This window comes from Sorangium sp. So ce394 (assembly GCF_051474665.1).
GTDB classification, from domain to species: Bacteria; Myxococcota_A; Polyangia; order Polyangiales; family Polyangiaceae; genus Sorangium; species Sorangium cellulosum_D.
The window spans coordinates 4,854,297-4,866,764 of the sequence record NZ_CP150339.1 but is presented as its reverse complement, the minus strand read 5'-3'; the positions used below and the strand labels follow the sequence as shown (position 1 = coordinate 4,866,764).

At 76.2% G+C, this 12,468-nt stretch carries 11 protein-coding genes; 2 read left to right on the top strand and 9 right to left on the bottom strand.

The window, feature by feature from the left end; translation table 11 throughout:
* Positions 1-26: 26 nt before the first annotated feature.
* Positions 27-683 carry a hypothetical protein gene (locus WMF33_RS17945; RefSeq protein ID WP_061623338.1) on the bottom strand — a complete coding sequence of 219 codons (657 nt, stop codon included), beginning with the start codon at positions 681-683 and terminating at the stop codon, positions 27-29.
* A gap of 154 nt (positions 684-837) precedes the next feature.
* Between WMF33_RS17945 and WMF33_RS17940 the strand changes: the two genes are divergently transcribed.
* Positions 838-2,064 carry a lipin/Ned1/Smp2 family protein gene (locus tag WMF33_RS17940; RefSeq protein ID WP_437338266.1) on the top strand — a complete coding sequence of 409 codons (1,227 nt, stop codon included), beginning with the start codon at positions 838-840 and terminating at the stop codon, positions 2,062-2,064.
* A 9-nt stretch (positions 2,065-2,073) separates the two neighbouring features.
* On the opposite strand, the gene WMF33_RS17935 is transcribed toward WMF33_RS17940, so the two are convergent.
* Entirely contained in the window at positions 2,074-2,892 is an 819-nt protein-coding gene (locus tag WMF33_RS17935) for a lysophospholipid acyltransferase family protein (protein WP_437338265.1), read from the bottom strand.
* Between the two features lie 202 nt (positions 2,893-3,094).
* Positions 3,095-4,156, bottom strand: a complete 1,062-nt coding sequence (locus WMF33_RS17930; protein WP_437338264.1) for a hypothetical protein — start codon at positions 4,154-4,156, stop codon at positions 3,095-3,097.
* A gap of 177 nt (positions 4,157-4,333) precedes the next feature.
* On the opposite strand from WMF33_RS17930, the gene WMF33_RS17925 reads away from it, so the two are divergent.
* Positions 4,334-4,771 carry an acyl-CoA thioesterase gene (locus WMF33_RS17925; protein ID WP_437320544.1) on the top strand — a complete coding sequence of 146 codons (438 nt, stop codon included), beginning with the start codon at positions 4,334-4,336 and terminating at the stop codon, positions 4,769-4,771.
* Positions 4,772-4,808: 37 nt separating this feature from the next.
* On the opposite strand, the gene WMF33_RS17920 is transcribed toward WMF33_RS17925, so the two are convergent.
* The 6 genes from WMF33_RS17920 to WMF33_RS17895 form a co-directional block, all read right to left on the bottom strand.
* A complete protein-coding gene (locus WMF33_RS17920) occupies positions 4,809-6,359 on the bottom strand; it encodes a class I adenylate-forming enzyme family protein (protein ID WP_437338263.1) in 1,551 nt (516 codons plus the stop codon).
* Positions 6,347-7,357 carry a mandelate racemase/muconate lactonizing enzyme family protein gene (locus WMF33_RS17915; RefSeq protein WP_437338262.1) on the bottom strand — a complete coding sequence of 337 codons (1,011 nt, stop codon included), beginning with the start codon at positions 7,355-7,357 and terminating at the stop codon, positions 6,347-6,349. The genes WMF33_RS17920 and WMF33_RS17915 overlap by 13 nt, the downstream gene beginning before the upstream one ends.
* 59 nt (positions 7,358-7,416) lie before the next feature.
* Positions 7,417-8,358 carry a 1,4-dihydroxy-2-naphthoate polyprenyltransferase gene (locus WMF33_RS17910; protein WP_437338261.1) on the bottom strand — a complete coding sequence of 314 codons (942 nt, stop codon included), beginning with the start codon at positions 8,356-8,358 and terminating at the stop codon, positions 7,417-7,419.
* A 186-nt stretch (positions 8,359-8,544) separates the two neighbouring features.
* Complete coding sequence (menD, locus tag WMF33_RS17905; RefSeq protein WP_437338260.1) at positions 8,545-10,389, bottom strand: 2-succinyl-5-enolpyruvyl-6-hydroxy-3-cyclohexene-1-carboxylic-acid synthase; 1,845 nt, start codon at positions 10,387-10,389, stop codon at positions 8,545-8,547.
* Between the two features lie 33 nt (positions 10,390-10,422).
* On the bottom strand, positions 10,423-11,154 hold the full coding sequence (gene ubiE, locus WMF33_RS17900; RefSeq protein ID WP_437338259.1) for a bifunctional demethylmenaquinone methyltransferase/2-methoxy-6-polyprenyl-1,4-benzoquinol methylase UbiE: 732 nt from the start codon (positions 11,152-11,154) through the stop codon (positions 10,423-10,425).
* The gene (locus WMF33_RS17895) at positions 11,151-12,422 is read right to left on the bottom strand and encodes a hydroxymethylglutaryl-CoA reductase, degradative (protein WP_437338258.1); all 1,272 of its coding nucleotides are present in this window, start codon (positions 12,420-12,422) and stop codon (positions 11,151-11,153) included. The genes ubiE and WMF33_RS17895 overlap by 4 nt, the downstream gene beginning before the upstream one ends.
* Positions 12,423-12,468: the final 46 nt, after the last annotated feature.

Genomic DNA, 12,468 nt, shown 5'->3' with positions numbered 1-12,468 from the left:
GGCGACAACCCCGACCGGAAAGGGCCTCAGACGCCGGCGCGCGCCGCGGCGATGGCGGCGGGGACGCCGGAGGGGGTGGCCTTGAGGTGCACGTCCAGGTGGTCATCCTTGGTCTTCAGCGCACGAACACCGAGCACCGGCGCGCAGATGCGCAGCGCCCGCGCGACCGTCGGATTGCCGCCCACGGCGGGAATCTTGAGCAGATCCAGGGTGATCCTGTCGTCCTTGCCCTCGATCAGCGCGGCGGGCCGGTTGGGGATGAAGGAGACGAGGTTGCCGGGCTTGTTGAGATCGATCGCCCCCGAGTTGATAAGCCCGGCGATCGGCGAGCTCTCGTCCCCCATCACGTGGAGCTTGAGGTCGGCGATCCGCAGGCCGACCCGGATGGCGTCCGCGCGCACGTCGAGCTCCTCGGCGTAGACGGCGAACGAGGCCCGGATCGGCGCGCCCATGGCCTTCACGGTGAGCGCGAGGCGCAGGCCGGGGGGCGCGGCCTCGATCACGATGTCCTTGGGCGCGCGCTTCCCGCCGCTGAGCTCCCGCGCCAGATAGCGCAGCGCATCGATCGGGACGCCGAAGCGCAGGCCGAGCGCGCCGCGCAGCGCCCTCACGATCTCCTCGGGGTGAGCCTTGAGGTAGTCGCCGGCGTGGCGGAGCAGCACCTTCGGGTTGGGCTTGGGCATCGTTGGGGCAGCTACGATTGCCCGGAGTCAGGCCCGCGCGCAAGGGGGCGAGCGCGATCCGGCGCGGGGTGCGTCGGGGGCCGGAGAGGCCGCTGTTCTAACGGGGCCGACTCGGTCACACTCGGGCGCGATGCAGACCAGGATCCTTCTTGTCATGGCGACAACAGCGCTCGCGATCGGCTGCGGATCGGCCGACGCGACGCTCGGGTGGACGCCGAGCGACGAGCCGCCGGGCGGCTCCTCGAGCGAGGGCGGCGGCGATGGCCAGGGCGGCGGCGACGACGACGGCGGCGGCGACGACGACGGCGGCGGCGACGACGGCCAGGGCGGCGACGACGGCGGGGGCGACGACGGCCAGGGGGGTAGCGGCGGCCACCTCGCGAGCGGCGGGGGCGGCGGTTCATCGAGCGGCGGCGGGCCGCTGGGCGCCCTGTGCGACCTGCCCCCGCGGTGCGATGCCGAGCCGCCGGATCCGGGCGAGGAGCTCGCGTGGGATCACGTGTCGTCGTACATCATCGCCGGAGCTGGGAGCCCCAACCACCGTGGGCGCGATCTCTTCCTGACCCCGGATGACCCGCAGTGGATCATCGGCAAGTTCGCCTACGGGATCACGGACAAGGACCTGAAGGGCGAGCGGGTCGACATCTACCTGCTCCGCGGCTGCGGCGGCGCGTGGGAGCGCCTCGGCGCGGCGACCACGACGGAAGCGGACTCGACGCACCCCGAGGTCGAGGGCGTGAGCGACGCCGGCGGCCGCGTCTACTTCCAGATCCCAGCGGCGCAGCGGCTCGGCGTGGGCAGGCACCGGATCCACATGGTCGTCCGCGGCGACCTGTCGAGCGCCGATCTCTTCATCGAGGTCGTCCCCCGCGGCGCCCCGATGTTCGTGAGCGACGTCGACGGGACGCTGACCGGCACGGAGACGGAGGAGTTCACCTCGCTCCTGATCGGCCAGCTGCCCGACGCGCACCCGCACGCCGCGGCGGCGTTCCACCGGCTCGTGGAGAAGGGCTACCGCCCGATGTACCTGACCGCGCGACCGGAGTGGCTCGTCCAGCGCACCCGCGATTTCCTCGAGGCCTACGGCTTCCCGCCCGGCATCGTGCACACCACCCTCGGCCTGACCGGCGCGATCGGCGACGCCGCCGCGGAGTACAAGACGGCCGAGCTAGAGCAGCTCTTCGAGCGGAGGGAAATGGTGCCCGCGTGGGCGTTCGGCAACACGGAGACCGACGCGGAAGCCTACCACAACGCCGGCGTGACGCCCCTCACGCGGCGCGTGTTCTACCAGTTCGACGACGACCTCCTCGGAGGCCGGCGCATCGACGACTACGGCGATCTGCTCGCCGAGATCGACGAGCTCCCCAGCCTCTGCGACTGATCCGGCGCGTCAGCCGGGCGCCTGCTCGGTCTGGGCGCCGCCCGCCGGCGGCTCCGAGGCGGCCGAGGCGCCGGCCGGCGCCTCGACGCGACCGCCGATCGACCGGAGGAGCTCGCTCACCGCGGCGTGGGTGCGATCGCGCAGGTCGTTCACCCGCGCGCCCTCGCGCCCGTCCGGGCGCACGGCGATCGGCGCGCCGACCCGGACGCGGACGATCCGCATCGTGCCGTCGCCCATGTCGATCGCCCCCTTCTTCATGAGCAGGTGCGTGCCGTCGATGGCGACCGGCACCACGGGCACGCCGGCGCGGACGGCGGCGTAGAAGCCGCCGTTCTTGAACTGCCGGAGCACGCCGTCCTCGCTCCGCGTCCCCTCCGGGAACACGAGCAGCGGCTTGCCGTTCCGGAGCACCTGCTCGAACCGCGCGATCGCCTCGACCGCGGCGCGCGAGCCGACCGTGCGATCTACCGGCACGTGGCCCGCGAGCTTGAGGTGCCAGCCGAGGAACGGGATCTTCATGAGCGAGCGCTTGGCAGCCCACTTGAAGTCGCCCGGCAGCACCGCGCCGAGCACCAGGATGTCGAGCACGCTCTGGTGGTTCGAGCAGTAGACGAAGACCCCGGGGGGGAGGTTCTCGAGGCCGCTCGTCTGGATCTCCATGTCGAGCGCGCGCGCGCTCGCCTGGCACCAGCGGCGCATCGCCCAGAGGCTCGCCGAGCGCTGCGGCGTGAGCGGGCCCAGCGTCAGCGACACCGTGCCGTAAGCCATGGTCCTGAGGGAGAAAGGGACCCAGTGGCGCGTCGCCAGCCAGGCGCTCTTGAGATCCATACTACAACGCTTATCACTCTCCATATCGGGCGAAAACGCGTAGCATGTTGCGCAGCTACGCCGCGCGCCGGCATCTTCGGACGGGGTTTCGGGCGCGCTCTCTCGCCGCTGTGCCGGACGAGGCGGGTGGCGCGCGGCGGCTCGCCGGTCCGGCCCGGGCGCACGTCGCGCGACGGGGTCGCCCGAGCGGCACCCTCGCGGCTTACGGCTCGAGCGGCGGCGTGAGCAGCCCCCAGCCGAGCGTGACCGGCCGCCCGGCGCGCTCGAACTTGACGGTGTACAGGCCTGTCTCCTCGGCGCTCTGCACCACCGCGGGGCGCAGCGCGCCGACCCACTCGGCCCAGACGCTCGCCCCGAGCTTGAGGCGCGGCTTGACCGGGATCGGGCGCAGCGCCGACTCGTCGGCGAGCAGGGCGGCGCCGCCGTAACCGAGGGCGAACCACCGCGCCGAGCTGCTGGGCAGCGACGTCAGGACGGCGCCCGACTCCGCCGGAGGGCCGCCGAACCGCGACACGAGGAGCACGTGGCGCCACGTCTCGCCGTCCTTCCATGCGGCGAAGTTGCCGGGCGCGAGCCCCTCGGTCTGCACGACGAAGCGGACGCCCTTGAGCTGCGCGAGCGGGGTCCGCGGATCCATGTCGGTGTAGCGGACCTCGATCTTGTCCTTCACGAAGCGGGTGACGACGCCGTGCTTCATCACCCCGTTCCACTCCGTGAGCACCGGCTCGTGGGGCCGGAGGCGCGGCGCGTCGGGCACGGGGACGACGTAGCCCGGGTGGACCTTGTACGACGGCCCGCCCCGCCCCTCGACGATGAGATCGTCGCCCTCGAAGCCGACCACGGTGGCCGCGTAGAGCACGAGCGTCGACCCGAGCTTGGCGCCGGCGAGCATCCGCTCCGAGGCGGTGAAGACGCGGCGGCCTGGATCGAGCTTGATCGGGGACGCCGGGAGGCCGAGCGGGTTCGACGCGTGCGCCGCGCCGGTCGGCGCCTGCGTCTCCGCGACCGCGGGCCGCGGCAGCGCCGCGAGCGGAGCGACGGGCGGGCTCTGGGAGGGCGTCGGCGCCGGGGGCGACGTCGGCGCAGGCTCGCAAGCCGCCGCGAGGCCAGCGGCCAGGAGGCAAGCGAGCGCGCAAGCCGCGCCGCGGGCGCGCGGCGCCCCGGCATCGAGGCGTCGCGCCGCGCTCGTGTCGCGATCCTTCGCGGCGGCGGGGCCCAGCCTGCGGGCCCCGGCCCCGAGGCCGCCGGGACATCGGTCAGCCATCGGGGGCGAGCATGGACCGCGAAACGGGCGGCGGCGAGCAGAAAGGGACGAACCGTCGCGCGGAGCCGGGTCGGCTGTCCGCAGGCAGGGGCGGCGGCGGCGCGGCGCTCTCCTCGCGACGCGCGCGGCGCTCTCCTCGTGACGCGCGCGGCGCGTCCTGCGCTAGCCTGCGGCGCGATGAAGCGCGCCTTCAGCGTCGATGAGCTCAAGCAGACCGCGCCCCGCCTCGCCGTGGAGCGCCGCGCCGTGCGTTTCCAGGACGTCGACGCCGCCGGGATCGTCTTCTACCCGCGGGTCCTCGAATACTTCAGCGACGCGTACATGATCGCGCTGAGGGAGCGGGGCATCGATCTGCCCGCCCTCATCGCCGGCGGCGCGATCAAGCTGCCGCTGGTCCACGCCGAGGCCGACTACCTGCTGCCGCTCCGGTTCGGCGACGCGATCGAGGTCGAGGTGCTCGCCCCGAAGCTCGGCGACACCTCGTTCACGGTGGGCTACCGCGTGACGACCGCGGGCGGGATCGCCGCCGTCGGGCAGACGGTGCACGTGTGCATCGACGGCGCGCGCTTCGTCCCGTGCCCGCTCCCGGACGATCTGCGCCGCGCGCTCGGGTGACCGCCGCGAGCGCGGCTGCCGGCGCCGCGCTCTCCCGCTACCGCGCCGGGAACGGCGCGAGCGCGGCCGCGAGCTGCGCCGCCGCGCCGAGGCGATCGAGCTTGCCGGCCGCGGTCAGCGGGAGCGCCGCGACGGCGCAGAGGCGCCGCGGGCGCTTGTGCGGGGCGAGCCGCGCCGCGACGACGGCCGCGAGGTCGTCGAGCAGCGCGGGCGAGAGCGCGGCGCCGCCCGGCGCGCCCTGGTCGGGGACGATCGCCGCCGCGACGACGTGGCCCCACCGCTCGTCCGGCACGCCGAACACCACCGCGCCCGCGACGCCGGCGCAGGACGCGAGGACCTGCTCCACCTCGGCGGGGTAGACGTTCTCGCCGCCGGTCACGATGAGGTCGCTCCGGCGGGCGGCGACGTGGAGCCGCCCGGCGGCGTCGAGCGCGCCGAGGTCGCCGGTGATGAACCACCCGCCCTCGTCGACCAGGAGCTCCGGCGGGCGCCCCGGGCCGCGGTAATAGCCGCGGAACAGCACCGGGCCGCGGATCTCGATGCGGCCCACGCCGTCGCCGCCGGCGCCCTCGACGCGCAGCTCGACGCCGTCGATCGGCGCGCCGGAGCCCGGCTCGCGGGCGCGCGGATCGCGCGGGCGCTGCACGGTGACCTGCGAGCACGCCTCGGTGAGGCCGTAGGTGGTGAGCGCCGGGACCCCGCGGCGCGCGCACTCGTCGAGCGTCCTCTCCGGGGCGCCCGCGCCGCCGACCAGCACCGCGCGCAGCCGGGCGAGGACGTTGTCGCGATCGGCCTCGAGGAGCGCGAGCAGCATCGTCGGCACCACGGAGAGCAGCGTCGCGCGGTCGCGGACGATCGAGGCGAGCACCGACGCGGGGTCGAAGCGGGGCGCGAGGATGACGGCGCGCCGCGCGAGCAGGCAGCGCGTCACGATCGAGAGGCCGCCGACGTGGCAGAGCGGCAGGCAGAGCAGCCAGCGATCGTCGTCGCGCACGCCGAGGTTGGCCGCGCTCCCCGCTGCGGCGGCGAGGAACGCGCGGCGCGGCAGCACCGCGCCCTTGGGGCGCCCCGTGGTGCCCGAGGTGTAGACGATCGCGAGATCGCCGGCGGGATCCGGCGGCGGGACGCCGGCCGCCTCGGCGGCGCGCGGCGCGCGATCGCGGAGCGCGGCGAGCTCCGGCCCGGCGTCGCGGAGCAGCGCGGCGAGCGCGGGCTCGCGCAGCACGAGGTCGGGGCGCGCGTCGTCGACGAGGACGCTCGCCTCGCCGTCCGTGAGCCGCGGGTGAATCGGGACGATGACGGCGCCGAGCGCCAGCAGCGCGTGGACGACCACGACCGTCCCGATCGCGTTCGGGGCGACGAGCGCCACGCGAGCGCCCTGACCTATCCCGGCGCGGGCGAGCCGGGAGCACACGGCCGCGACCGCGGGCGCGAGGTCGCCGAAGCGGAGGACGCCGCCGGGGCCGACGCCGAGGCCGGGGACGTCGATCTCGCGCGGCGCGTCCGCCTCGGAGCCGCCGTGGACGAGCGCCGTCCGCGCGGCGACCGCGGGGTCGCGCGCGGCCTCGAGGAGGCTCAGGCCGTCCATCGTCCGACGCCGAGCCCGGGCCGATCGCTGGCCACGACCAACCCACCCTCGCGGAGCTGCGGGATCCGGATCGCGGGCCACGCCGCGAGGCCCGCGTGCGCGTCGAGGCCGCACGCGAGCGGCGGCCGCGGCAGCGCGAGCGCGAGCTCGCACGCGGCCGCGAGCGCGACGGGCCCGTCGAAGAGGTGCGTCACCACCGCGCCGAGGCCGCGCTCCTGCGCCCTCCGGCCGAGGTCGTGCGCGCGCAGGAGGCCGAGCACCGCCGGCTTCAGGATGAACGCGGCGCAGCCTTGCGCGTCGAGCAGGCGCTCCGGCATGCCCTCGAGGGCGAGCGACTCGTCGGCCGCCCACGGGACCGCTTGCGCGCCGAGGCGGTGGAGGAGCTCCGGCGCGACCGGCTGCTCCACGAAGCGGGGCTCGAGCGGCGCGAGGAGGGCGAGCCGGCGGGGCGCGTCCTCGAGCGGCCAGGCCGCGTTCGCGTCGAGCCGGAGCTCGATCGACGGGTGCTCCCGCCGCAGCGCGCGCAGCGCCTCCAGATCGCGGGCGAACCCCTCGTCTCCGCGCGAGCGGAGCTTCACCTTGATCGCGCGGACGCCGCGCGCGACGAGCGCGCGCGCGCTCCCCAGCATCTCCGGCAGGGCGGCCGACGTCGCGAGCAGCCCGTTCACCCGAACCTCGGCGCGCCGCCGGTGGCCGCCGAGGCACGCCGACGCCGGCAGCCCGAGGCGCTGGCCGACCAGGTCGAGCAGCGCCGTCTCCAGGGCGAAGCGCGCCGCCGGCAGGCCGCGGTGCCGCGACGACAGCGGCTCGAGCGCGCGCAGGACCGCGGGCGCCGCCGCCGCGGCCGCGTCCCCGCCCGGCAGGTCGATCGCGCCGAGCGCCCCGGGCAGCTCGGCGAGCGCGCGCTCGACGTCGTCGGCCGCATCGGGCGAGAAGCCGGGGAGCGGCGTGGCCTCGCCCAGGCCGACGCGCCCCTCGTCGTCGATGAGCGACAGCACGAGGCCCTTGCGCGCGACTTCGAGGGCCCGTGGCGCAAGGCTTGCGGCGGCGACGCGCATCACCCATGCAGCTGGGCCGCGAGGCCCAGCGAGAAGAGCAGCGCGTAGGCGAGCAGCAGCTTCGCCGTCCCGGCGAGGCAGTCGTTGAGCGGCCGGCCGTCGGTGGTCGCCAGCACCCGGAGCAGGCGCACGGCGCGCGGGAACGTGGCGAAGACGAGGAGCGTCCACCGGCGGCCCTCGCCGACGGCGAGGGCGACGGGCACCGCGTAGGCGACCGCGAGGAGCATCGCGTACTCGAGGACGCCCGCCCCGCGGCCGAAGCGGACGGCGAGCGTGCGCTTGCCGGCGACGACGTCCGTGTCGCGATCGCGGACGTTGTTGACGACGAGCACGGCGGTGGCGATGGCGCCGACCGGCACGGCGGCCGCCCACGCGAGCGGCGGCACCGAGCCGAGCTGGACGAACGCCGTCCCGCAGACGGCGACGAGGCCGAAGAACACGAACACGAAGACGTCGCCGAGGCCGTGGTAGCCGAGCGGGTACGGGCCGCCGGTGTACGCGATCCCGGAGAGGATCGAGGCGACGCCGATCGCGACGATGGGCCACCCGCCCACGAGCGCGAGGTGCACCCCGAACGGCAGCGCGAGCGCGATCGTGACGAGCAGCCCGACGCGCACCTGCCGCGGCGTGAGCAGCCCGGCCTGCACCGCGCGGGTGGGGCCGAGCCGCTCGTGCGTGTCGGCGCCCTTCTCGTGATCGAAGACGTCGTTCGCGAAGTTCGTGGCGATCTGGATCAGCATCGCGCCCGCGAGCGCCGAGAGCGCCGGGCCGATCCGCATGCCGCCGAGCGCGTAGGCGACCGCCGTCCCGACCATCACCGGCGCGAGCGCCGCGGTGAGGGTCGCCGGCCGGCACGCGAGGAGCCACGCCCGGAACGACCCGGGGCGCACGCCGCCCGCGGCCGCCGCGCCGGCCGCCTGCGAGGCCGCCGCCGCGCTCACGATCCCCTCCCCTGCTCGCGGGCGCCGCGCGCCGCCGCGGGGGCGCGACGGCGCGAGCGCGGCGCGCTGTCCTCGCCGGGCGCCTCGCGCGCGGGGGGCTCGGCTGCGGGGCTTCTGTTCGCGTTGCTCTGGCTCATGACCGTGGATCCCTCTCGGCAAGCTCGGGGTTCTCGGCGCGCGCGCCGCTCATGAAGGCTCGAGATCGGCCGCCGCCCCTTCCGCCGCCGACGCGCTGCTCAGCGCGGCGACCTCGCGGCGGACGTCGGACCAGAGCCGTGCGACGCGGGCGGCGCCGTCGTGAGGCGGCACCACCGCCTCGATCAGCGTCGCGCCGGGCCGCTGGTACGCGGCGGCGAGCGCATCGGCGAGCCCGCTCGCGGTGCCGGCGCGCTCGTACGCGAGCCCGAACATCGCCGCCGCGGGCGCGAAGTCGAGGTGCTGCGGCATGGTGAAGCCCCGATCCAGCAGATCGGCCCCGCGCCTGGCGACGGGGAGGTGCTCGAAGATGCGGCCGCCGTCGTTCTGGACCACCACGACGACGAGGGGCGCGCCGCCGTCGCCCGCCGCCCGCGCGGCGAGGAGCAGCCCGGTCAGGTCGTGCAGCAAGCTGAGATCGCCGAGCAGCAGCGTGACCGGCGCGGCCGCGACCGCGCGGGCCCCGGCCGCCCCCGACACGAGGCCGTCGATCCCGCTCGCCCCGCGCTGGTGCAGGACGCGCAGCTGGCGCGCCGACGGGGGGCAGTACGTGTCGAGATCGCGCACCGGCATGCTGTTGCCGATCGCGAGCAGCGATCCCTCCGGGCACGCGCTCGCCACCGCCCGCGCGACCGCGCCCTCCGTGAGCTCGTCCCCGGCGCACGCGCGCGCCGCCTGCGCCGCCGCGGCCTCGCCGGCGCGCGCGAACGTCGCGGCCCAGCCCCGCCGCCCGCGCCCGAGGTCCACCGCCGCCCCGCCGAGGCGCGCCGCGAGCGCCTCGCACACGTCCGCGGGCTCGGCCATGACGAGGGCGGCCGCGGCGCTCGTCGGATCGTTCCAGCCGTGCGCGGCCACCACGAACCGGCGGCAGCCGGCGTGCTCGGCGATGTAGGTCGCGTACCCGGCCGACGTCGGCGGGGCGCCGAGCTCCAGGATGAGGTCGGGCGCGTTCGCCGCGCGGAACTCGGGCGCGCGGAGGAACGCGTCGAACGAGGCGGGCATCACGACCCCCTCGGCGAGGCCGCCGAAGTAGATCTGGCTCGTGCCCTCGGCGAGCACCGGGAACCCGGTCGCCCGCGACAGCGCGAGCACCGCGCGGCGCGCGCGGGCGTCGTCCTCGCGGCTCGGGGCGGGCCCGCACACGATGAGCCCCCGCTCGGCGCGCGCGCACCGCGCCGCGATCTCCTCGATCGCGCGCGCGTCGACCCCGGCGCGCGCCGGCACGACCCGCGGCCCGGCGCGGCGCATCAGCGCCTCCCACTCGGCCTGCCACGGCTCGGGCCCGGCCACGTCGACCGGCTCGAGCGGCTTGCGGAAGCGCGCGTTGATGTGGACCGGGCCGGGCGTCGGCGCGAGCGCGCGCAGGGCCGCCTGCGCCGCGATGCGCGCCACCGCGCGCAGCGCGAGGGGCGACGGATCCGGCAGCCCGAGCTCGGCGAAGTGGCGCACGTGGTCCCCGAAGAGCTTCATCTGATCGATGGTCTGCGAGGCCGCCGCGTCGGCGAGCTCCCACGGGCGGTCGGCCGTGATCGCGATGAGCGGCGTGAAGCTGTGGTGCGCCTCGATGATCGCCGGCAGCGCGTGGGCGCCGGCGGTGCCCGAGGTGCAGACGAAGGCGCTGGGCCGGCCGGTGACGCGCGCCTGCCCCAGCGCGAAGAACGCCGCGGCGCGCTCGTCGACGACGCTGTGGCAGCGCACCTCCTCGCTCTCCATCGCCGCGATCGCGAGCGGCGTGGAGCGCGATCCCGGGCAGAGGACCACGTCGCGCACCCCGGCCTGCGAGAGCGCGCGGACGAACAGCTGCGCCCAGGCCGAGTGGAGGTTCGAGCCGCTCATCACCGCCTCCGGAGGCCCGCGCGCGCGCGCACCTCAGGCCCCCTCGGGCGTCGCGACGAACAGGCACACGACGCCCATCGTCAGCGGCTCCACGCGCAGCACGCGCAGCCCCGCGCCCCGCATCAGCTCCGCGAACTCGTCCGGCGGAGGGAACCTCGCGATCGAGTCCTGCAGGTACCGGTACTCGTCCCGCCCGGAGATCGCGCCGCCGACGTACGGCACCACCGTGTGGATGTGGAAGCGCGCGAGCTTGCTCATGATCCCCCCGCGCGGCTCGCTGAGCTCCAGGATCGCGATGCGCCCGCCCGGCCGCGTGACGCGCGCCATCTCGCGGAGCGCCCGGGCGCGGTCCGGGACGTTGCGGATCCCGAACGCCATCGAGATGGCGTCCACGCTCGCGTCGCCGAACCGCAGCTGCTCCGCGTCGCCGACCTCGAGCTCGACCCGCCCGGCGAGCCCCGCGGCCTCCACCTTCCGGCGGCCCACGCCGAGCATCCCCTGCGACGGGTCGACCCCGACGACCTTCACGTCGTGCGCCCGCGCGATCTCGAGCGCGAGATCGCCGGTGCCGGTCGCCAGGTCGAGCACCGTCGCGCCGGGCGCGAGCTCGAGCGAGCGCACCGCGCGCCGCCGCCAGCCCTGATCGAGCCCCAGCGAGATGATCCGGTTCAAGAGGTCGTACCGCTCGGCGATCCCGTCGAACATCTCGCCGGTGCCGAACCGGCGCCCGCCGCGCGGCGCCTCGCCCTGATCCGTGTGGCTCATGTCCCGCCCTCCGCCTGCTGCACCGCGCGCGGCGCCTCGGCCCGCTCGGGCGCGAACCGCTTGCCGTCGCCGGGCGGCGCGGCCGCCTCGCTGCCCCCCGGCGCCGTGACGGCGAGCGCGCGCTTCCGCTCGTGGAGCCGCATGTGGCCCCGCTGGATGCCCTCGCTCGCGAGCGCGCGCAGGGCCGCCAGGTTCGAGGCGAGCCCGACGGAGGCCAGCACCACCGCGAGCTCGCGCGCGCTCTTCGCGCCCACGAGCTGCAGCGCGGCGCGCACGCCGGCGTGCACCTCGGTCGAGCCGCCCACCGTCCCGACGGCGAGCGGCAGCTCCGCGCGGCCCACGAGCCCGCCCGGGACGCGCTCCCACGTGCTGAGCGGCCGGTACCGGCCGCTCATCGACGCGTACGCGTGCGCGCCCGCCTCGATCGCCCGGAAGTCCTGCCCGAGCGCGACCGCGGCCGCGTCGAGCCCGTTCATGAAGCCCTTGTTGTGGGTCGCCGCCCGGTACGGATCGAGCTCCGCGAAGCGGCTCGCCCGCGCGATGCCGGTCGCCACGTCCGCGCCGCCGAGCGCGTCGTCGGCGACGGTGGCCGTCACCCGCGCGAGGCGGCGGACCGTCAGGTTCGACAGGATCCGGAGGCCGATCGTCCCGCCCGCGATGCGCTGCACGAGCGGCGCCACCGCCTCGGCCACGGTGTCGACCAGGTTGGCGCCCATCGCGTCGCCGACCTCGACGTAGAAGTGCACGACGAGCACGCCGAGCTCCGCCGACAGGACGCGCACCTCGAGGTCGCGGCAGCCGCCGCCGCGCGCCACCATCCTCGGGATCGCCGCGTCGCCGGCGGCGAGCAGGCTCGCGCGCGCCGCCTCCAGCCGGCCCGCGGCCGCCTCCGCGTCGGGCACGTCGTCGAGCTGGACCTGCGCGGTCATGATCGGCGGGTCCGCCTCGCCGGAGAAGCCGCCCGACAGGCGGACCATGCGCGCCGCGTTCGACGCCGCGGCGATGACGCTCGGCTCCTCCACCGCCATCGGCACCAGCACGTCCCGCTGGTTCACGCGGAAGTTCAGCGCGAGGCCCAGCGGGAGCGCGTGCGTCGCGATGACGTTCTCGCACATCCGGTCGGCCACCGCCGTCGGCAGCCCGCCCCCGCTCGCGAGGTGCGCGAGCGCGTCCTCGTCGAGCAGCCCGAGCGCCTGGATCGCGCGGAGCCTGTCCTCCAGGCACCGCTTGTAGAACCCGCTGATCCGGCTGGACACGTTCTGGCTCATCGGCTGCCTCCGCGCGCCGCGCGCGCTCGCGGGAGCGGCGCGCGCC

Excerpts from the sequence above, each read along its gene's own strand:
- WMF33_RS17930 (WP_437338264.1), bottom strand. The coding sequence starts at position 4,156 with ATGGCTGACCGATGTCCCGGCGGCCTCGGGGCCGGGGCCCGCAGGCTG.
- ubiE (WP_437338259.1), bottom strand. The coding sequence starts at position 11,154 with ATGAGCCACACGGATCAGGGCGAGGCGCCGCGCGGCGGGCGCCGGTTC.
- WMF33_RS17920 (WP_437338263.1), bottom strand. The coding sequence starts at position 6,359 with ATGGACGGCCTGAGCCTCCTCGAGGCCGCGCGCGACCCCGCGGTCGCC.
- menD (WP_437338260.1), bottom strand. The coding sequence starts at position 10,389 with ATGAGCGGCTCGAACCTCCACTCGGCCTGGGCGCAGCTGTTCGTCCGC.
- WMF33_RS17925 (WP_437320544.1), top strand. The coding sequence starts at position 4,334 with ATGAAGCGCGCCTTCAGCGTCGATGAGCTCAAGCAGACCGCGCCCCGC.
- WMF33_RS17940 (WP_437338266.1), top strand. The coding sequence starts at position 838 with ATGGCGACAACAGCGCTCGCGATCGGCTGCGGATCGGCCGACGCGACG.
- WMF33_RS17945 (WP_061623338.1), bottom strand. The coding sequence starts at position 683 with ATGCCCAAGCCCAACCCGAAGGTGCTGCTCCGCCACGCCGGCGACTAC.
- WMF33_RS17895 (WP_437338258.1), bottom strand. The coding sequence starts at position 12,422 with ATGAGCCAGAACGTGTCCAGCCGGATCAGCGGGTTCTACAAGCGGTGC.
- WMF33_RS17935 (WP_437338265.1), bottom strand. The coding sequence starts at position 2,892 with ATGGATCTCAAGAGCGCCTGGCTGGCGACGCGCCACTGGGTCCCTTTC.